The following is a 17,580-nucleotide window of genomic DNA, read 5'->3' on the forward strand; positions in this document are numbered from 1 at the left end:
GTGCCTTTCTGCGTGGAACGGGGAGCCGCGCCCGGGGTCGGACGAGGGAGGTTCAGGAGGCGACGAGGTCCTCGTCGGAGGTCGTCGCGGGGCGGGGGCGCAGCAGCCGGGTGCGTCCGCCGCCGGTGCCGCGGCCGCCCAGCCGGCGCACGGCGTAGTCGCCGGCCAGCTGGATCACGGTGACGATGAGCGCGATCTCCGCCACGATGATCCACATGAAGGTGGTCTCGAACCGCAGGTAGCCGTACCGGTAGGCGAGGTCGCCGAGGCCGCCGCCGCCGACCGTGCCGGCCATCGCGGAGTAGCCGATCAGGGCGATGACGGTGGTGGTGATCGAGGCGACGATGCCGGGCAGGGCCTCGGGGACCAGCACCTTGCGCACCAGCGTCCAGGTGCCGCCGCCCATCGCGTGGACGGCCTCGACCAGGCCGCGGTCGACCTCGCGGACGGAGGTCTCGACCAGCCGGGCGAAGAAGGGGATCGCGCCGACGGTCAGCGGCACGGTGGCCGCCTGCCAGCCGAGGGAGTTGCCGGTCAGCCAGCGGGTGAAGGAGATCAGGGCGATCATCAGGATGATGAAGGGCATCGAGCGTGTGAGGTTCACGATCGCGCCGAGCACCTTGTTCACCGGCTGGTTCTGGAGCACCCCTCCCTTGGAGGTGAGCACCAGCAGGAGGCCGAGGGGCAGGCCGAGGAGGACGGTGCAGGCGGTCGCGACGCCGACCATCTGGAAGGTCTCCTGGGTGGCGGGCCACATCAGGTCCTGCATCTGGTCCCAGGTCAGGCCGCTCATGCCGCCGCTCCGTCCGTCGCACCGACCACGTCGACCTGCAGGCCCTGCTCGCGCAGGTAGCCGATCGGCACCACGTTGTCCTGGTGGCCGCCGGGCAGCTCGACGCGCATCCGGCCGACCATCCGGCCGGCGATGGTCTCCACCGCCGCGCCGAGGATGTTGATGTCGATCTGGTAGGTGCGGGCGAGCTGGGAGACGAACGGCTGGGCCGGGGTGTCGCCCTGGAAGGTGATCTCCAGCACGGTGGCGCCGGGGTGGCCGGTGCCGAACTCGCTGAGCGGGAACAGCTCGCGGGCCAGTTCGGAGCCGGGCCGGGCGAGCAGGTCGGTCAGCGCGCCGGACTCGACCACCCGGCCGCCGCGCATCAGGGCGGCGGAGTCGCAGACGGACTTGATGACGTCCATCTCGTGGGTGATCAGCAGGACGGTCAGGCCCAGTTGCTGGTTGAGGTCGCGCAGCAGCCTGAGGATCGAGCGGGTGGTCTCCGGGTCGAGGGCCGAGGTGGCCTCGTCGGAGAGGAGGACCTTCGGGTCCCCCGCGAGGGCGCGGGCGATGCCCACGCGCTGCTTCTGGCCGCCGGAGAGCTGGGCCGGGTAGCTGCGGGCCTTGTCGGCGAGGCCGACCAGCTCCAGCAGCTCGCCGGCCTTGCGGCGGCGTTCGGTGCGGTCCAGGCCGATGATCTCCAGCGGGAGTTCGACGTTCTGGCGCACCGTCCGCGAGGAGAGCAGGTTGAAGTGCTGGAAGACCATGCCGATGCGGCGGCGCGCCTCGCGCAGCTCCCGGCCGGCCCGGTTCTCGCCGCCGGGCAGGGCGGTGAGTTCGAGCCCGTCCACGGTGACGGTGCCGGAGGTCGGGCGCTCCAGCATGTTCACGCAGCGGATGAGGGTGGACTTGCCGGCACCGCTGGTGCCGACGACTCCGTAGACCTCGCCCGGGCGGACGTGCAGGTCGACGCCGGCGAGGGCGGTGACCTCGCGGCCTCGGGAGCGGTAGACCTTCGTGAGGTCCGTGGTGGTGATCACAGGGGCTTCCGTGGGTCGGGGGCGGGCGGCGTGGGACGACCGCCCGACCGGGCGGGTCGGCGGCGCTGTCGGTTCGGCGCTGTGTACGGCGCTGCGCCGAAGGGGGGATCCGGGCCTGCCACTCCTTGATCGTGGCCGGTGGACGGCCGGGCCGCGCGACGGCGTGGCCCTTACGAGTCACCGGCGGCCGCGAGCGGGCACGACAGGGGGAAGGGTTCCGGGAGGAAGGCGGCGACGTTCACACGGACGGAACGGCGCCGGAGTCTCGCTTCGGGGCGCGAGGAGGAGGCACCCTCGACGGGGTGCCCGGGGGCGGTGGCCCTCAGCGGTGACACATTCGACGACACATGGCACGCTCACCTGCCGGCAGGGTGCCGGTGGGGGTCCAGTTCGTCGTCGCAGTCATGTGAGCCAGTAAATCAGATGGGTCGGTTGGTGCCCAATCAGTCGCGACAGCTGTCCGCAATGCGGACACACGCGCCTGTCACCTGCGGAAACATGGCTCGGCGCCGCCACCGGAACGTCCGGATGGTGGCGGCGCCGAGGAGGTGCGGGCGGTGGATCAGGCCGTGGCGGCGAGCGGGAGGGCGGCCGGCTTCTTCTCCAGGTGGACGAAGCTGAGCCTGCTGCTGACCTGCTCGACGCCGGTCTGACGGTAGCCCTGACGGGCGTACAGCCGGAGGTTGCCGAGGCTGCGGTGACCGGTGAACAGGCGGAACGCCGCCACCGGGCCGTCCTCGGAGAGGCGCTGCTCCAGCGCCTCCAGCAGACGGCCGCCGAGGCCGTGGCGCTGCATCCTCGGGTGGACGACCAGCCGCTCTATCCGGGCGACGCTGTCCTTGCCGAGGCTGCCGCGGACGGTGCCGACCACCTCGTCGCCCAGCCGGGCGACCAGGACGTGCTGCCGGGACAGTTCGCCGCGCAGGCTCTCCAGGCTCTGCGTCAGTGGCTCGATGGCCCAGTTGCCGTACAGCTCCGCCTCGGGCTGGTAGCCGAGGTACTGGAGCTTGAGGATCTGCTCCGCGTCCTCGGCGTCGGCCGCCGAGATGATCACGCTCATGCCCATGTGCTGGGGCCTCCCCATCGTCGTACCCGGCGCGCAGAGGGTGGCGCGCTCACGCTCAGTATCCGAGTGATCGCGCCACCGTCAAGAGCTTTCGTTCGCCAGCGCTCTACCCGGGTGCAAGCTCCGCTCAACCTTCGGGAGGGTCATACGTGGCGAACGTCACGGATAGCGCTCCGCGTGGAGGAGTTGGCGCAGGCAGGCGAGACAGCGGGAGCGGGTGGGGCCGATGGAGCCCCTGGGCATGCCGAGGCGCTCGGAGAGCTCGCGGTACGTCGGCGGCGGGTCCTCGGCGAGGGCGGCGACGAGTTGCGGGCAGCGGCCGGGCAGGGCGGCGACCGTCTCGCGGACGACGCGGCGGCGGTGCTCGGCGAGGTAGACGTCCTCGGCGGAGGGGACGGAGGGGAGGACCGGGTCGGGGGTGCACACACCGTGCATGACCGGGCCGGGGCGGGCGCGGTTACGGACCACCGGGGGCACGCACGCGGGAGGGGCGCGACGGCACGGCCGCCGCGCCCCTCCCCCGACCGCGCGTCAGCCCCGCACCCACTCCTGCTGCCGCGCCAGGTCCGCCTTCACCTCGGCGAGCTGGACCGCGACTGCAGAGGGGGCGGTGCCGCCGCGCCCGTCGCGGGAGGCGATGGCGCCGTGCACGCTGAGCACCGAGCGCACCTCGGGGGTCAGGTGCTCCGAGATCGCGGCGAACTGCTCGTCCGTCAGGTCGGACAGCTCGATGCCCTCGGCCTCGCAGACCTTCACGCAGGCGCCCGCCACCTCGTGCGCGACCCGGAACGGCACACCCTGCTTGACCAGCCACTCGGCGATGTCGGTGGCGAGGGAGAACCCGGCGGGGGCCAGCTCCTCCAGCCGCTCCCGGTGCACGGTGAGGGTGGCCATCATCCCGGTGAACGCGGGCAGCAGCACCTCCAGCGTGTCGCAGGAGTCGAACACCGGCTCCTTGTCCTCCTGGAGGTCCCGGTTGTAGGCCAGCGGCAGCGCCTTGAGGGTGGCCAGCAGGCCCGTGAGGTTGCCGATGAGGCGGCCGGACTTGCCGCGGGCCAGCTCGGCGATGTCCGGGTTCTTCTTCTGCGGCATGATCGAGGAGCCGGTGGAGAAGGCGTCGTGCAGGGTGATGAAGCCGAACTCCTTGGTGTTCCAGATGATCACCTCCTCCGCGATGCGGGAGAGGTTGATGCCGATCATCGCGGTGACGAAGGCGAACTCGGCGACGAAGTCCCGCGAGGCGGTGCCGTCGATGGAGTTGCCCACCGAGCCGCCCTCGAAGCCGAGTTCGGCGGCGACGGCCTGCGGGTCGAGGCCGAGCGAGGAGCCGGCCAGCGCGCCGGAGCCGTACGGGGAGACGGCGGTGCGGGCGTCCCACTGGCGCAGCCGCTCGGCGTCGCGGCCGAGGGCCTGCACGTGCGCGAGGACGTGGTGGGCGAAGAGGACGGGCTGCGCGTGCTGGAGGTGGGTGCGGCCCGGCATCGCGGTGTCGGGGTGGGCCTCGGCGAGGCCGACCAGGGCCTGTTGGAGGTCGAGGACCAGGCCGCCGATGACCTTGGCGTGGTCGCGCAGGTACATCCGGAACAGGGTGGCGATCTGGTCGTTGCGCGAGCGCCCGGCCCGCAGCTTGCCGCCGAGTTCGGCGCCGAGGCGCTCCAGCAGGCCCCGCTCCAGGGCGGTGTGCACGTCCTCGTCGGCGATGGTGCCGGTGAAGGTGCCCGCCCGGACGTCGGCGAGGAGCTGGTCCAGCCCGGCCAGCATGGCGGCGAGTTCCTCGTCGGAGAGCAGCGACGCCTTGTGCAGGACGCGGGCGTGCGCCTTGGAGCCGGCGATGTCGTACGGCGCGAGGCGCCAGTCGAAGTGGACCGAGGCGGAGAGCTTGGCCAGCGCCTCGGACGGGCCGTCGGCGAAGCGCGCGCCCCAGAGGCGGACGTCGGCGGACTGGTCGGCGGTCATCGCGTCGAGCTCCTTACGAGGGGACGTGCAGGACGTGCGGGACGTACATCGCGTACAGGTTTACGGTGATGGGCATAAGTATGCACGATGGCGTATGAAACGCCAACCCCGCCCGGTGGACGGGGTCGGCGTTCCCTGCGGGCCCTGCGGGCCCTGCGGGCCTTGCGGGCCTACTGCGCCTTGGCCTGGGCCAGTTGCATCAGGTGGTCGGCCAGGGCCTGGCCGCCGGCCGGGTCCCGGCTGATCAGGAGCACGGTGTCGTCGCCGGCGATGGTGCCGATGATCTCGAACACCTCGGCCTGGTCGATCGCCGAGGCGAGGAACTGCGCGGCCCCGGGCGGGGTGCGCAGCACGACGAGGTTGCCGGAGGCCGTCGCGGAGACCATGAGCTCGCCGGCCAGGCGGGCCATCCGGCCCTCGCTGGCCGACTCCCCCATGGGCGCGCGGGGGGTGCGGTCCCCGCCCTCGGCCGGGACGGCGTAGATGAGCGCGCCGTCCCGGTTGCGGATCTTGACCGCTCCCAGCTCGTCCAGGTCCCGGGAGAGGGTGGCCTGGGTGACCACGAGTCCGTCGTCGGCGAGCAGCTTGGCGAGCTGGCTCTGCGAGCGCACGGGCTGGCGGGTGAGCAGGTCCACGATCCGCCGGTGGCGCGCCGTGCGGGTCTGGGGGACCTGCGGCGTCGGACCGGCGGCGGACGGGCCGGAGAGGGAAGCGGTCATGTGATTATTCTCCCGGACGACGGTCAGCTCGCCACGGCCGGGGCGCTCTCGCGCACCGTCCGGAGGATGCCGGGCAGGGCGGCGAGGAACGCGTCCGCCTCCTGCTCGGTCAGCACCAGCGGCGGGGCGAGGCGCACGGCGTCCGGGACGGCGGCGTTGACGAGGAAGCCCGCCTCCTGCGCCACGGCCTGCACCCGGGCCGAGACCGGCTCGGTGAGGACGATGCCGAGCAGCAGGCCCGCGCCGCGTACATGGGAGACCAGCGGGTCGCCGAGCGCCTCGACGCCGTGGCGCAGCCGGTCTCCGATCTTGCGGACGTGCTCCAGCAGGCCCTCGGACTCGATGGTGTCCAGCACCGCGAGGGCGGCCGCGGCCGCCACCGGGTTGCCGCCGAAGGTGGTGCCGTGCTGGCCGGGGCTGAGCAGGTCGGCGGCGGGGCCGAAGGCGAGGACGGCGCCCATGGGCAGGCCCCCGCCGAGGGCCTTGGCGAGGGTGACGACGTCCGGCTCGACGCCTTCGTACGCCTGGTGGGCGAACCAGTGGCCGGTGCGGCCGACGCCGGTCTGGATCTCGTCCAGGACGAGCAGGGTGCCGGTGGCGCGGGTGATCTCGCGGGCGGCCCTCAGGTAGCCGTCCGGCAGCGGGACGGCGCCGTTCTCGCCCTGGACGGGCTCGAGGACGACGGCGGCGGTCTCGGTGGTGACGGCCGCGCGCAGGGCCTCGACGTCGCCGAAGGGGACGTGGGTGACGTCGCCGGGCAGCGGGAGGAAGGGGGCCTGCTTGGCGGGCTGGCCGGTGAGGGCGAGGGCGCCCATCGTCCGGCCGTGGAAGCCGCCCTCGAGGGCGACCAGGTGGGTGCGGCCGGTGAGGCGGCTGAGCTTGAAGGCGGCCTCGTTGGCCTCGGCCCCGGAGTTGCAGAAGAAGACCCGGCCGCCCTCGCGGCCGTCCAGCTCGAGCAGCCGCTCGGCGAGGGCGATGGTCGGCTCGGCCATGAAGAGGTTGGAGACGTGGCCGAGGGTGGCGATCTGCTGCGTGACGGCCTCGACGACGGCCGGGTGGGCGGTGCCGAGGGCGTTGACGGCGATGCCGCCCAGCAGGTCGGTGTACTCCTTGCCGTCCGCGTCCCACAGCTTGCTGCCCTCGCCGCGCACCAGGGGCAGGCGGGGGGTGCCGTAGTTGTCGGTGAAGGTGTGCTGCCAGCGGTCCTTGAGCTGGTCGTTCGCGGTCATGCCAGTCCCCCGGTCACGGTGGTCTCGTCGTCGGGCACGACCATCGTGCCGATGCCCTCGTCGGTGAAGATCTCCAGCAGCAGGCTGTGCTGCACCCGGCCGTCCAGGACGCGGGCGGTGCCGACGCCGGAGCGGACGGCGCGCAGGCAGCCCTCCATCTTGGGCAGCATGCCGGTGGCCAGGCCCGGCAGCAGCCGCTCCAGCTCGCTCGCGCCGAGCTGGCTGATGACGTCGTCGGAGTCGGGCCAGTCCTTGTAGAGGCCCTCGACGTCGGTGAGGATCACGAGCATCTCGGCGCCCAGCGCGACGGCCAGGGCGGAGGCGGCGGTGTCGGCGTTGATGTTGTAGACGTGGCCGTCGGCGCCGCGCGCGATCGAGGAGATGACCGGGATGCGGCCGTCGGCGATCAGCGCCTTCACCGCGCCGGCCTCGATGTTGACGATGTCGCCGACCAGGCCGATGTCGACCTGCTCGCCGTCCACGACGGCGTAGCGCTTGACGGCCGTCATGGTGTGGGCGTCCTCGCCGGTCATGCCGACGGCGAAGGGGCCGTGCTCGTTGAGCAGGCCGACGAGTTCGCGCTGCACCTGGCCGGCGAGCACCATCCGGACCACGTCCATGGTCTCGGGGGTGGTGACGCGCAGGCCGTTGGTGAAGTTGGACTCCAGGCCGAGCTTGTTCAGCTGGGCGCTGATCTGCGGGCCGCCGCCGTGCACCACGACGGGGTGCAGGCCCGCGTAGCGCAGGAAGACGACGTCCTGGGCGAAGGCCGCCTTGAGGCTCTCGTCGACCATGGCGTTGCCGCCGAACTTGATGACGATGGTCTTGCCGTGGAAGCGCTCCAGCCACGGCAGTGCCTCGATGAGCGTCATGGCCTTGGGCAACGCGGTGTTGTTGCGGGCCTGTTCGCCCTTGGGTGCGATCTGCACGGGGATGTCCCTCGTAGGTGCGGGTCCCCCCGGCCGAAGGCTCGGGGAGGATGTCGCGGATCAGGTGGAGTAGGCGCTGTTCTCGTGGACGTAGTCGGCCGTGAGGTCGTTGGTCCACAGCGAGGCACTGGCCGTTCCGGCGTTGAGGTTAGCCGTGATGACCACCTCGCGGCCCTTCATGTCCACGAGATCGCGGTCCTCGCCCACGCCGCCCGACCTGCACACCCAGACGCCGTTGATGGCGACGTCCAGCTCGTCCGGCTCGAAGGCGGCGGCGGTGGTGCCGATGGCGGCCAGCACCCGGCCCCAGTTGGGGTCCTCGCCGTGGACGGCGCACTTGAGCAGGTTGTTGCGGCTGATCGTCCGGGCGACCTCGACGGCCTCGTCCTCGGTGGCGGCGCCGGTGATGTCGATGCGGATGTCCTTGCTCGCGCCCTCGGCGTCGCCGATGAGTTGGCGGGCGAGGTCGGCGCTGACCGTACGGACGGCCTCGGCGAACTCGGCCTCGTCCGGGACGACTCCGGAGGCGCCGGAGGCGAGCAGCAGCACGGTGTCGTTGGTCGACATGCAGCCGTCGGAGTCGATCCGGTCGAAGGTGGTGCGGGTGGCGCCGCGCAGGGCCGCGTCCAGGCCGGGGGTGTCGACGGCGGCGTCGGTGGTGAGGACGACGAGCATGGTGGCCAGGCTCGGGGCGAGCATGCCCGCGCCCTTGGCCATGCCGCCGACCGTCCAGCCAGCCGGGCTGGTGACCTGGGCCGTCTTGTGGACGGTGTCGGTGGTCTTGATGGCGACGGCGGCGGCCTCACCGCCGGTGGCGCTGAGCGCGCCGGCCGCGGCGGTGACGCCGGGCAGCAGCAGGTCCATCGGCAGGCGCACGCCGATCAGGCCGGTGGAGGCGACGGCGACCTCGCCGGCGCTCAGGCCCAGGTCGTCGGCGACCTTCTCGGCGGTGGCGTGGGTGTCCTGGAAGCCGAGCGGACCCGTACAGGCGTTGGCGCCACCGGAGTTGAGGACGACGGCGGTGACCCGGCCGCCCTTGAGCACCTGCTCGGACCAGAGGACGGGCGCGGCCTTGACGCGGTTGGAGGTGAAGACGCCGGCGGCGGCGTTCGCGGGGCCGTCGTTGACCACCAGCGCGAGGTCCGGGGCGCCGGACGCCTTGAGGCCGGCGGTGACCCCGGCGGCGCGGAAGCCCTTGGCGGCCGTGACGCCGACATTGGAGCCGGTCTCAAGGTTCGGGGCAGTGCTCACGGTGCGACTCCGTTCATCGGGAGGCCGAGCTCCTCGGGCAGTCCGAGGGCGATGTTCATGCTCTGCACCGCGCCGCCGGCGGTGCCCTTGACCAGGTTGTCGATCGCGCTGATCGCGATGATCCGCCCGGCGGTGGCGTCCAGGGCGACCTGGACCAGCGCGGTGTTGGCGCCGTAGACGCTGCTGGTCTGCGGCCACTGCCCCTCGGGCAGCAGGTGGACGAAGGGCTCGCCCGCGAACGCCTCGGTGTAGGCGGCGCGCAGGCTCTGCGCGCTCACGCCGGGCTTCGCCTTGGCGGAGCAGGTGGCGAGGATGCCGCGCGGCATCGGGACGAGCGTGGGGGTGAAGGAGACGGTGACGGGCTCGCCCGCGAGCGGGGTGAGGTTCTGCGCCATCTCGGGGGTGTGCCGGTGCACGCCGCCGACACCGTACGGGCTGACGTTGCCCATGACCTCGCTGCCCAGCAGGTGGGTCTTGGCGGCCTTGCCGGCGCCGGAGGTGCCGGAGGCGGCGACCACGACGGCCTCCGGCTCGGCCAGGCCCGCCGCGTAGGCGGGGAACAGCGCGAGGGAGACGGCGGTCGGGTAGCAGCCGGGGACGGCGATGCGGTTGCTGCCCTTCAACGCGGCGCGGTGGCCGGGGAGTTCGGGCAGGCCGTAGGGCCAGGTGCCGGCGTGGGCGGAGCCGTAGAACTGCTCCCAGTCGGCGGCCGCCTTGAGCCGGAAGTCGGCGCCGCAGTCGACGACCAGGACGTTCGGGCCGAGGGCCTGGGCGACGGCGGCGGACTGGCCGTGCGGCAGCGCCAGGAACACCACGTCGTGGTCGGCCAGCACCTCGGGGGTGGTGGGTTCGAGCACGCGGTCGGCGAGCGGCCACAGGTGCGGCTGGAGGGCGCCCAGGCGGGTGCCCGCGTTCGAGCCGCCGGTCAGCGCCCCGATCTCCACCTCCGGGTGGCCGAGCAGCAGGCGCAGCACCTCACCGCCCGCGTATCCGCTCGCGCCGGCGACGGCGACTCGCACAGCCATGGCGTTCCTCCTTGGTCGCTCTTGCTCGCTGGGTCGTGGCATGAATATACGCGCGACGGAAAATTCATGCAAGGCTCGCCTCGGACGGCACCCGGCACCCGGGGTCGTACCCCGCCATCAGCCGATCGGTTGATGCCGCTTCGAGCGCGATGGGCGATGCCCGCAACAGGGCCCCACCGACAGGATCGAGGCATGTCAGTCATCGAAGTCAGCGGCCTGAAGAAGGCATACGGGGGACGCACCGTCCTCGACGGCGTCGAGTTCGCCGTGGAGGAGGGCGAGATCTTCGGCATCCTCGGCCCCAACGGCGCCGGCAAGACCACCACCGTCGAATGCGTCGAGGGCCTGCGCTCCCCCGACGCCGGCCGCGTCCGGGTCCTCGGGCTCGACCCGGTCGCCGACCGCGAGCGCGTCACCCGCGTCCTCGGCGCCCAGCTCCAGGAGAGCGAGCTCCAGGCCAAGCTCACCGTCCGCGAGGCGCTGGAACTGTACGGCGCCTTCTACCGCCGGCCCGCCGACTGGCGCCACCTCGCGCAGCGCCTCGGCCTCACCGACCGCCTCGACGTGCGCTTCGGCAAGCTCAGCGGCGGGCAGAAGCAGCGGCTGTTCATCGCGCTCGCCCTGATCGGCAACCCGCGGGTCGTCGTGCTCGACGAGCTCACCACCGGGCTCGACCCGCGCGCCCGCCGGGACACCTGGCAGCTGATCGAGGAGGTCCGCGACTCCGGGGTGACGGTCCTGCTCGTCACCCACTTCATGGAGGAGGCGCAGCGCCTCTGCGACCGGATCGCCGTCATCGACAAGGGCCGCGTCGCCGCCCTCGACACCCCGCAGGGCCTCATCGGCCGGGCCTCCAGCTCCACCGTCATGTCCTTCACCCCCTCCCAGCCGCTGGACCAGCGTGAACTCGCCCTGCTGCCGGGCATCGCCGCCGTCGAGGCCGGCCACGAGCCGGACCGGCGGATCGTGATCACCGGCACCGACGAGACCGTCGGCGCCGTGCTGTCCCTGCTCGCCCGCCACCGCATCACCGCCGGCCGGCTGCGCGTCGTCGACGCCACGCTGGACGACGCCTTCCTCGACCTCACCGAGGACATCACCGAAGACCTCACCGAACACCAGGAGTCCTGACGTGTCCGCCACCACCGCCGTCCTCAGGACCGAAGCCCGGCTCTTCCGCCGCGAGCCCGCCGTGATCTTCTGGCTGATCGCGTTCCCGGCCGTGCTGCTCGTCATCCTCGGGTCGATCCCCGCCTTCCGGGTCGCCCACGCCGAACTCGGCGGGCGGCGCACCGTCGACCTGTACGTGCCCGTGGTCGTCCTGCTGTCCGTGATCATGGCCGGGGCGCAGACCATGCCCGGGGTGCTCACCGGCTACCGCGAACGCGGCATCCTGCGCCGGATGTCCACCACACCGGCCAGCCCCAAGCACCTGCTCACCGTACAGATCGTGCTGCACTCGGCGGCGGTCCTGGTCTCCGTGCTGCTGGCGCTGGCCGTCGGACGGATCGCGTTCGGCGTCGCCCTGCCCAAGCAGGCCGCCGGGTACGTGCTGGCGCTCGTGGTCACCGTGCTCGCCGGGCTCGCGCTCGGCGCCACCATCTCGGCGCTGTCGCGCACCGCGAAGATCGCCCAGACCATCGGAACGATCGTCTTCTTCCCGCTGATGTTCACCGCCGGGGTCTATGCTCCGGTACCGGTCATGCCAAGCGTGCTGCGGCAGATCGTCGGCCTGACGCCGATCGGGGCCGCCTCCCAGGCGCTGGACCAGGCGAGCGTCGGGCAGTGGCCGGACTGGTCGCACCTCGGGGTCACCGGGCTGTGGGCGGTACTGCTGATCGGCGTGGCCGTGCGCTGGTTCCGCTGGGAGTGACGGCGGTGGCGTGGACAGTGACGGGGATCGAACGGGGGACGGGAATGCAGGCCGGACGGGTGTCCAGCGCCGAGGAGCGCTGGGGGAAGTTCTTCCGCTGGGGCCCGTACGGCCTCCTCGCCCTCGCCACCTCCATCAGCGCCGCCACCGCCCCCGTCCTCATGACGCGCGACGGCGTGATCGCCGCCGCGGCCCTGCTCCCCCTCGCGCTCGGCCTGCAGCTGTGGTGGGGACGGCTGCGGCCCAGGCTGCCGGAGCACGCGCCGGCGGCGCGCGTCTACTACGTGCTGCGCACGGTGCTCGCCTTCGTCCTGACCTGGCTGAACCCGCTGTTCTCGATCTTCGCGGTGATCGGCTACTTCGACGCCGTCCGGCTGCTGCCTCCGCGCCTGGCCAAGGCCGGACTGCTCGCCACCGCCGTCACCCTGGCGGGATCGCAGTCCGGCGGACTGCCGCCGCGCTCGATGGGCGGCTGGCTGCTCTTCGGCGCGATCTTCGCCGTCCACGCGGCGCTCTCCACCATCTTCGGCAACCTCGGCGAGCGGGAGGCCGCGGAGGCCCGCGCCAAGGCCGCCACCATGGCCGAGCTGGAGCGCACCAACGCCCGGCTCGAGCAGGCCCTCGCCGAGAACGCCGGGCTGCAGGCCCAACTGCTGCTCCAGGCACGGGAGGCGGGCGTGGACGAGGAGCGGCGCCGCCTCGCCGCCGAGATCCACGACACCATCGCCCAGGGCCTCGCCGGGATCATCACCCAGCTCCAGGCCGTCTCCGCGGCCGAGGACCGGGACGTCGCCCACCGGCACCTCGAACGGGCCCAGGCCCTGGCCCGGCAGAGCCTCGGCGAGGCCCGCCGCTCGGTGCACGGCCTCGGGCCCGGCGCGCTCGAGCACGACGTACTGGGCGAGGCGCTGCGCAAGACGGTGGCCGAGTGGTCCGAACGGGCCGGGGTGCGGGCCGAGTTCACCATCACCGGCACCGCCGAACCGCTGCACGACGAGATCGAGGCCACGCTGCTGCGGATCGCCCAGGAGGCGCTGTCCAACGCCGCCCGGCACTCGAAGGCCGAGCGGGTCGGCGTCACCCTCTCCTACATGGACGACGAGGTCACCCTCGACGTACGCGACGACGGCTGCGGCTTCGACCCGCTCCACCTGCCCCCGCGCAGCGAGTCCGGCGGCTTCGGGCTCGGCGGGATGCGCGCCCGCGCCGAACGCCTCGCCGGGACGGTCGACCTGGAGTCGGAGCCCGGCGGCGGCACCGCGATCTCCGCCCGCGTACCGTTGGTGCGCCATGACTGACAGGACTGGTCCGACTGACATGACCGACGTGACCGACATGACCGACGTGACCGACGTGACCGACACCGGCTCGGCCATCACCCTGATCCTCGTCGACGACCACCCCGTGGTCCGCGACGGGCTGCGCGGCATGTTCGACTCCGCCCCCGACTTCCGCGTCCTCGGCGAGGCGTCCGACGGCGTCGAGGCGGTGGAACTCGCCGGGCGGCTCGACCCGGACGTGGTGCTGATGGACCTTCGGATGCCGGGCGGCGGCGGGGTCGAGGCCATCGCCGAGCTCACCCGGCGCGGCGCCCGCAGCAAGGTGCTCGTCCTCACCACGTACGACACGGACTCCGACACGCTCCCGGCGATCGAGGCCGGCGCCACCGGCTACCTGCTCAAGGACGCCCCGCGCGAGGAGCTGTTCACGGCGGTTCGCGCCGCCGCCGAGGGCCGTACCGTCCTCTCCCCCGCCGTCGCCTCCCGGCTGGTCTCCCGGGTACGCACCCCGGTGTCTCCCGCTCGGACGCCGCTGAGCGCCCGGGAGCGGGAGGTGCTGGTGCTGGTCGCCCGGGGCACGGCGAACCGGGAGATCGCCCGGGCGCTGTTCATCAGCGAGGCCACCGTCAAGACCCATCTCACGCACCTGTACGCCAAGCTGGGCGTCAACGACCGTGCGGCGGCGGTGGCGGCGGGGTACGACCGGGGGATTCTGGGTTCTACCGCTTGACGGCGCGCAGGACCACGAACTTCGGATTGCCCGCGACCAGGCGGCAGTTGCCGAAGAGGCGGCGCAGCTTGACGTGGTAGCCGAGGTGGCGGTTGCCGACCACCCACAGCTCGCCGCCCGGGCGCAGCGCCCGCTTGGCGCCGGTGAACATCCGCCAGGCGGTGGCGTCGGTGGTGGCCTGGTGGCTGTGGAACGGCGGGTTGTTGAGCACCAGGTCCACCGAGGCGGGGGCGAACAGGGCCGGGTCGAGCGCGTCGGCGGCCAGGAACTCGGCCTTCGCCTCCGGGCCCAGGTTCGTGCGGAAGGTCTCCTCGGCGGAGGCCACCGCCTGGTGCGACTCGTCCACGAACACCAGCTCCGCGCCCGGCCCGGCCAGCGCGGCCGCCGTCCCGACCACGCCGTTGCCGCAGCCGAGGTCGACCACCCGGGCGCCCGGCGCGGGGGCGGGCAGGTGGGCGAGGAGGAACCGGGTGCCGATGTCGAGCTTCTCGGCGCAGAAGGTGCCCGCGTGGTTGACGACCGTACGGCCGGCGGCCGGGCCGATGTCCGGCGGCAGCGCGTAGCGGTGCGGCCACGGACTGGGTCCGGGGGCGAGCGCCGGGTCGGGGGTGCAGAGGATCAGCCGGGCCTTGCGGACGGCCAGCGAGGTGCGGGTCGGGCCGAGGATCCTCTCGAACAGTTGCAGCGTGGAGGTGTGGATCTCGGTGACCATGCCCGCGCCGAGGACCACCGTGCCCGGGTGGAGCGCCGGGGCGAGGCGGTGCAGCTGGTCCTCCAGCAGGGCCAGGCTCTTGGGGACGCGCACCAGCAGCACGTCGATCCGCTCGGGCGGGGTCTCGCGGGTGGTCAGCAGCCGCTGCTCGTCGACGGCGGCGCCGCGGCGGGCGAGGTTGGCCCGGGTGGCCTCCCGGCCGAGGTGGGAGTCACTGATCTGGACGGGCCCGTACGGCGCCAGCGCGGTGGTCAGCGCGCCCCAGCGGTCGCCGAGGACGGCGATCCGGCGGCCCTCCAGCTCGACGGCGGTCCCCTCCGCGCTGGGGCTCTCGCCCGCGAGGTGGCGCAGCAGGTACTCGTCGGCGGCGTCCCAGGCGCGCAGGCGCTCGCGCGGGTCCTGGGGGTGGCGGGTGAGGTCGAAGGTGCCCCACGGGGTGGCGAAAGCGCTGGTGATGTCGGGATTCATCGTGTTCTCAGGCTATCGGACGGGCACACGGGGAACGGTTCCGGCGGATACTGGAAGAGCCCGCCGCGAGAGGGGTGAGGGCGATGGACTGGAAGCTCGAAGTCGTGGTGGTCCCGGTGTCGGACGTCGGGCGCGCGAAAGCCTTCTACGAGGAGCAGGCCGGGTTCACGGTCGACCATGACACCCGGCTGCGCGACGGCGTCCGCGTCGTCCAGTTGACCCCGCCGGGCTCGCCCTGCTCCATCGTGGTCGGCTCCGGGGTCATCGAGTCCCCGCCCGGCTCGGTGAAGGGTCTCCAGCTGGTGGTGGCCGACATCGAGAAGGCGCACGCCGAGCTCACCGCGCGGGGCGTGCCCGTCAGCCCCGTCCAGCACTTCGAGGCGGGGGCCCGGGTCAACGGGCGCGGGGAGGCGTGGAACTCCTTCGTGTTCTTCAACGACCCCGACGGCAACGGCTGGGCCGTGCAGGAGGCCCCGGCGGCGTAGGGACTCGGTCCCGTAGGCTCCTGGGATGGCCGAAGACGAGGGAAACGTACGGGTGGACGCCTGGATCTGGTCCGTCCGGCTCGCCAAGACCCGCGCCCTGGCGGCGGCGGCCTGCCGCGCCGGGCACGTACGGGTCAACGGGGACCGGGCCAAGCCCGCGCAGGCGCTGCGCCCCGGGGACGAGGTGCGGGTGCGCGAGGAGGGCTACGAGCGGGTCGTGGTCGTGCGCAGGCTGATCCGCAAGCGCGTGGGCGCGGCCGTCGCCGCCGAGTGCCTGACCGACAACAGCCCGCCGCGCCCGCCGCGCGAGTTCGCCCCCAGGATCGCCGAACGCGACCGCGGCGCCGGCCGCCCCACCAAGCGCGAACGCCGCGAGATCGACCAGCTCCGGCAGCGGTGAGGCCCCAGGCCCTGTCCGGGCCTAGACGACGGGGTGGGCCGCCTGAACGGCGAGGCGCCTCGGGGCGTCCTCGCCGACGGCGGTCAGCAGGTCGTCCAGGGCGAGGAAGGTCTCCCAGGGCTCCCGGCCGGTAGCGGCGGCGAGGTGCCGGACGACCAGGTCCTCCAGGTCGCGCACCCGCTTGTCCTTCCAGACCTTGTCGGCGAGGCTCACCAGCAGGTCCTCGACGGTGACGCCGGGTTCCCCCCAGCTCCCGTGGGTGCCGGCGAAGCGGGCCAGCCGCTCGGGCACGCCCCGGGCGAGCAGCAGTTCGTGCCCGGCCGGCTCGTGGAGGCTGCCGGGGACGGAGAGTTCCTCGGGGTGGAGCGTCTTGCCGATGTCGTGGGTGGCCGCGCCGAACAGGACGGCCTCGCGGTCGAAGGCCAGGCCCTGCCGCTCGCAGAAGTCGGCGATCCGCTCGGCGACCTCGTGGACCAGCGCGAGGTGGGCGAGCAGCCGGGGCGGGGCGCCCGCCCCGGCGAGCAGGTCGGCGGCGGCGGGCGGCAGCGGGGGGAGGGTGGCGCTCATGTCCTACAGCTTGAAGGCGACGCCCGCGTAGGCGGAGACGTCCTGCCAGCCCTCAGGGAGTTCGCTGGTGCGGACGTGGCCGGGGGTGGGGCGCCAGAGGGGGAGCTGGACGAGGCCGGGGCCGGCGAACTCGAAGTCGCCGAAGAAGGGTTCGACGTCGCCGCGGGGGCGCAGGACGAGGGGGGAGCTGGCGCCCCGGTAGATGCGCACGCCCTCGGCGGCGCTCTCGCGGGAGGCGAAGTCGGGGCTGCCGTGGGAGAGGATCAGAGCGCTGCCGGGCGCGAGGGCGTCGCGCAGGGTCTGCACGATGCTCTGGGCTCCCTCCTCGTCGCGGATGAAGTGCAGGACGGCGAGGAGCATCAGGGCGACGGGCTGGGACAGGTCGACGGTGTCGCGCAGCAACGGGTGCTCGAGGATGGACTCCGGCTCGCGCAGGTCGGCCTCGACGACGGCGGTGCGGCCCGCCGGGTGGGCGGCGACGCGGGCGCGGGCGTGGGTGGCGACGATCGGGTCGTTGTCGACGTACACCACGTGGGCGTCCGGGACGACGCGCCGGGCGACCTCGCTGGTGGAGCCGACCGCCGGTATGCCGGTGCCGATGTCGATGAACTGGCGTATGCCTCTTCCGGCGGCGAACTCCACGGCGCGGCCGAGGAACTGGCGGTTGGTGCGGGCCAGCAGCGGCAGGGCCGGGTAGGCGGCGATGGCGGCCTGGGCGGCCCGGCGGTCGGCCTCGAAGTTGTCCTTGCCGCCGAGGTAGTAGTCGTACATGCGCGCGGTGTGCGGGGTGCCGGTGTCGAGTTCGGTGGGCGGCTGCCAGTCGTCGACGCGCGCCCACTCCCAGTCGGTCACCTGATCGACGGCTTCCGTGTCCTCGTACATGCCGTTGGGCCCCCCTCGCTCGACGCCGTACGCCTTCACCGTCGCTCTACGCGCGATGCGCCGCGATCGTATCCACGGAGTTCTGCTGGAAACAGCGGGAGTTCAGGTTTACGCAAGCTCCGAAAATGGGAGTGTGTGCACGTCAAAAAGGGTGCGCGCCATTCCGTCGACCCCCCGTCGACCCCCCGTCGAC

At 73.0% G+C, this 17,580-nt stretch carries 19 protein-coding genes; 6 read left to right on the top strand and 13 right to left on the bottom strand.

Features of this window, described 5'->3' with window-relative positions; translation table 11 throughout:
• Positions 1-52: 52 nt before the first annotated feature.
• The 10 genes from IH61_RS0126055 to argC all read right to left on the bottom strand — a co-directional run bounded on the left by IH61_RS0126055 (position 53) and on the right by argC (position 9,990).
• A complete protein-coding gene (locus IH61_RS0126055) occupies positions 53-784 on the bottom strand; it encodes a methionine ABC transporter permease (protein ID WP_031074019.1) in 732 nt (243 codons plus the stop codon).
• A gap of 5 nt (positions 785-789) precedes the next feature.
• The gene (locus IH61_RS0126060) at positions 790-1,815 is read right to left on the bottom strand and encodes a methionine ABC transporter ATP-binding protein (protein ID WP_031074020.1); all 1,026 of its coding nucleotides are present in this window, start codon (positions 1,813-1,815) and stop codon (positions 790-792) included.
• Between the two features lie 562 nt (positions 1,816-2,377).
• Positions 2,378-2,881, bottom strand: a complete 504-nt coding sequence (locus IH61_RS0126065; protein WP_031074021.1) for a GNAT family N-acetyltransferase — start codon at positions 2,879-2,881, stop codon at positions 2,378-2,380.
• 159 nt (positions 2,882-3,040) lie between these two features.
• The gene (locus IH61_RS41415) at positions 3,041-3,349 is read right to left on the bottom strand and encodes a hypothetical protein (RefSeq protein ID WP_158845298.1); all 309 of its coding nucleotides are present in this window, start codon (positions 3,347-3,349) and stop codon (positions 3,041-3,043) included.
• A 63-nt stretch (positions 3,350-3,412) separates the two neighbouring features.
• The gene (gene argH / locus IH61_RS0126075) at positions 3,413-4,837 is read right to left on the bottom strand and encodes an argininosuccinate lyase (RefSeq protein WP_031074024.1); all 1,425 of its coding nucleotides are present in this window, start codon (positions 4,835-4,837) and stop codon (positions 3,413-3,415) included.
• A 170-nt stretch (positions 4,838-5,007) separates the two neighbouring features.
• Complete coding sequence (locus tag IH61_RS0126080) at positions 5,008-5,556, bottom strand: arginine repressor (RefSeq protein WP_031074026.1); 549 nt, start codon at positions 5,554-5,556, stop codon at positions 5,008-5,010.
• A 23-nt stretch (positions 5,557-5,579) separates the two neighbouring features.
• A complete protein-coding gene (locus tag IH61_RS0126085; RefSeq protein ID WP_031074028.1) occupies positions 5,580-6,785 on the bottom strand; it encodes an acetylornithine transaminase in 1,206 nt (401 codons plus the stop codon).
• On the bottom strand, positions 6,782-7,657 hold the full coding sequence (gene argB / locus IH61_RS0126090) for an acetylglutamate kinase (RefSeq protein WP_051838010.1): 876 nt from the start codon (positions 7,655-7,657) through the stop codon (positions 6,782-6,784). The genes IH61_RS0126085 and argB overlap by 4 nt, the downstream gene beginning before the upstream one ends.
• A 117-nt stretch (positions 7,658-7,774) precedes the next feature.
• Positions 7,775-8,965, bottom strand: a complete 1,191-nt coding sequence (argJ, locus tag IH61_RS0126095; protein ID WP_031074033.1) for a bifunctional glutamate N-acetyltransferase/amino-acid acetyltransferase ArgJ — start codon at positions 8,963-8,965, stop codon at positions 7,775-7,777.
• On the bottom strand, positions 8,962-9,990 hold the full coding sequence (gene argC, locus IH61_RS0126100) for an N-acetyl-gamma-glutamyl-phosphate reductase (RefSeq protein WP_031074035.1): 1,029 nt from the start codon (positions 9,988-9,990) through the stop codon (positions 8,962-8,964). The genes argJ and argC overlap by 4 nt, the downstream gene beginning before the upstream one ends.
• A gap of 192 nt (positions 9,991-10,182) precedes the next feature.
• Between argC and IH61_RS0126105 the strand changes: the two genes are divergently transcribed.
• The 4 genes from IH61_RS0126105 to IH61_RS0126120 are packed head-to-tail and all read left to right on the top strand — an operon-like array spanning position 10,183 to position 13,873.
• Entirely contained in the window at positions 10,183-11,121 is a 939-nt protein-coding gene (locus IH61_RS0126105; protein ID WP_031074037.1) for an ABC transporter ATP-binding protein, read from the top strand.
• Between the two features lies 1 nt (position 11,122).
• On the top strand, positions 11,123-11,863 hold the full coding sequence (locus IH61_RS0126110) for an ABC transporter permease (RefSeq protein WP_031074039.1): 741 nt from the start codon (positions 11,123-11,125) through the stop codon (positions 11,861-11,863).
• Between the two features lie 44 nt (positions 11,864-11,907).
• The gene (locus IH61_RS0126115) at positions 11,908-13,161 is read left to right on the top strand and encodes a sensor histidine kinase (RefSeq protein WP_031074040.1); all 1,254 of its coding nucleotides are present in this window, start codon (positions 11,908-11,910) and stop codon (positions 13,159-13,161) included.
• 37 nt (positions 13,162-13,198) lie between these two features.
• Positions 13,199-13,873, top strand: a complete 675-nt coding sequence (locus IH61_RS0126120; RefSeq protein WP_051838023.1) for a response regulator transcription factor — start codon at positions 13,199-13,201, stop codon at positions 13,871-13,873.
• Here the strand turns inward: IH61_RS0126120 and IH61_RS0126125 are convergent.
• A complete protein-coding gene (locus IH61_RS0126125; protein WP_031074042.1) occupies positions 13,863-15,053 on the bottom strand; it encodes a methyltransferase in 1,191 nt (396 codons plus the stop codon). The two genes, IH61_RS0126120 and IH61_RS0126125, sit on opposite strands and share 11 nt — an antisense overlap.
• Before the next feature lie 83 nt (positions 15,054-15,136).
• Between IH61_RS0126125 and IH61_RS0126130 the strand changes: the two genes are divergently transcribed.
• The gene (locus tag IH61_RS0126130) at positions 15,137-15,538 is read left to right on the top strand and encodes a VOC family protein (RefSeq protein ID WP_031074045.1); all 402 of its coding nucleotides are present in this window, start codon (positions 15,137-15,139) and stop codon (positions 15,536-15,538) included.
• 25 nt (positions 15,539-15,563) lie between these two features.
• Entirely contained in the window at positions 15,564-15,938 is a 375-nt protein-coding gene (locus IH61_RS0126135) for an RNA-binding S4 domain-containing protein (RefSeq protein WP_031074047.1), read from the top strand.
• 21 nt (positions 15,939-15,959) lie between these two features.
• On the opposite strand, the gene IH61_RS0126140 is transcribed toward IH61_RS0126135, so the two are convergent.
• Positions 15,960-16,505 (bottom strand): HD domain-containing protein, encoded by a 546-nt coding sequence (locus IH61_RS0126140; RefSeq protein WP_031074049.1) that lies wholly within the window; start codon positions 16,503-16,505, stop codon positions 15,960-15,962.
• A 3-nt stretch (positions 16,506-16,508) separates the two neighbouring features.
• Positions 16,509-17,387, bottom strand: coding sequence for an SAM-dependent methyltransferase (locus tag IH61_RS0126145; RefSeq protein WP_051838033.1), 879 nt, complete (start codon positions 17,385-17,387; stop codon positions 16,509-16,511).
• Positions 17,388-17,580: the final 193 nt, after the last annotated feature.

Origin of the sequence: Streptomyces sp. NRRL WC-3742 (assembly GCF_000720635.1) — a bacterium.
In the GTDB taxonomy this organism is placed as follows: domain Bacteria; phylum Actinomycetota; class Actinomycetes; order Streptomycetales; family Streptomycetaceae; genus Kitasatospora.

Coding starts and splice junctions, on each gene's coding strand:
- argC (WP_031074035.1), bottom strand. CDS start 9,990: ATGGCTGTGCGAGTCGCCGTCGCCGGCGCGAGCGGATACGCGGGCGGT.
- IH61_RS0126130 (WP_031074045.1), top strand. CDS start 15,137: ATGGACTGGAAGCTCGAAGTCGTGGTGGTCCCGGTGTCGGACGTCGGG.
- argB (WP_051838010.1), bottom strand. CDS start 7,657: ATGACGCTCATCGAGGCACTGCCGTGGCTGGAGCGCTTCCACGGCAAG.
- IH61_RS0126120 (WP_051838023.1), top strand. CDS start 13,199: ATGACCGACGTGACCGACGTGACCGACACCGGCTCGGCCATCACCCTG.
- IH61_RS0126125 (WP_031074042.1), bottom strand. CDS start 15,053: ATGAATCCCGACATCACCAGCGCTTTCGCCACCCCGTGGGGCACCTTC.
- IH61_RS0126065 (WP_031074021.1), bottom strand. CDS start 2,881: ATGGGCATGAGCGTGATCATCTCGGCGGCCGACGCCGAGGACGCGGAG.
- IH61_RS0126135 (WP_031074047.1), top strand. CDS start 15,564: ATGGCCGAAGACGAGGGAAACGTACGGGTGGACGCCTGGATCTGGTCC.
- IH61_RS0126080 (WP_031074026.1), bottom strand. CDS start 5,556: ATGACCGCTTCCCTCTCCGGCCCGTCCGCCGCCGGTCCGACGCCGCAG.
- IH61_RS0126105 (WP_031074037.1), top strand. CDS start 10,183: ATGTCAGTCATCGAAGTCAGCGGCCTGAAGAAGGCATACGGGGGACGC.
- argH (WP_031074024.1), bottom strand. CDS start 4,837: ATGACCGCCGACCAGTCCGCCGACGTCCGCCTCTGGGGCGCGCGCTTC.
- IH61_RS0126115 (WP_031074040.1), top strand. CDS start 11,908: ATGCAGGCCGGACGGGTGTCCAGCGCCGAGGAGCGCTGGGGGAAGTTC.
- IH61_RS0126140 (WP_031074049.1), bottom strand. CDS start 16,505: ATGAGCGCCACCCTCCCCCCGCTGCCGCCCGCCGCCGCCGACCTGCTC.
- IH61_RS0126145 (WP_051838033.1), bottom strand. CDS start 17,387: ATGTACGAGGACACGGAAGCCGTCGATCAGGTGACCGACTGGGAGTGG.
- IH61_RS0126085 (WP_031074028.1), bottom strand. CDS start 6,785: ATGACCGCGAACGACCAGCTCAAGGACCGCTGGCAGCACACCTTCACC.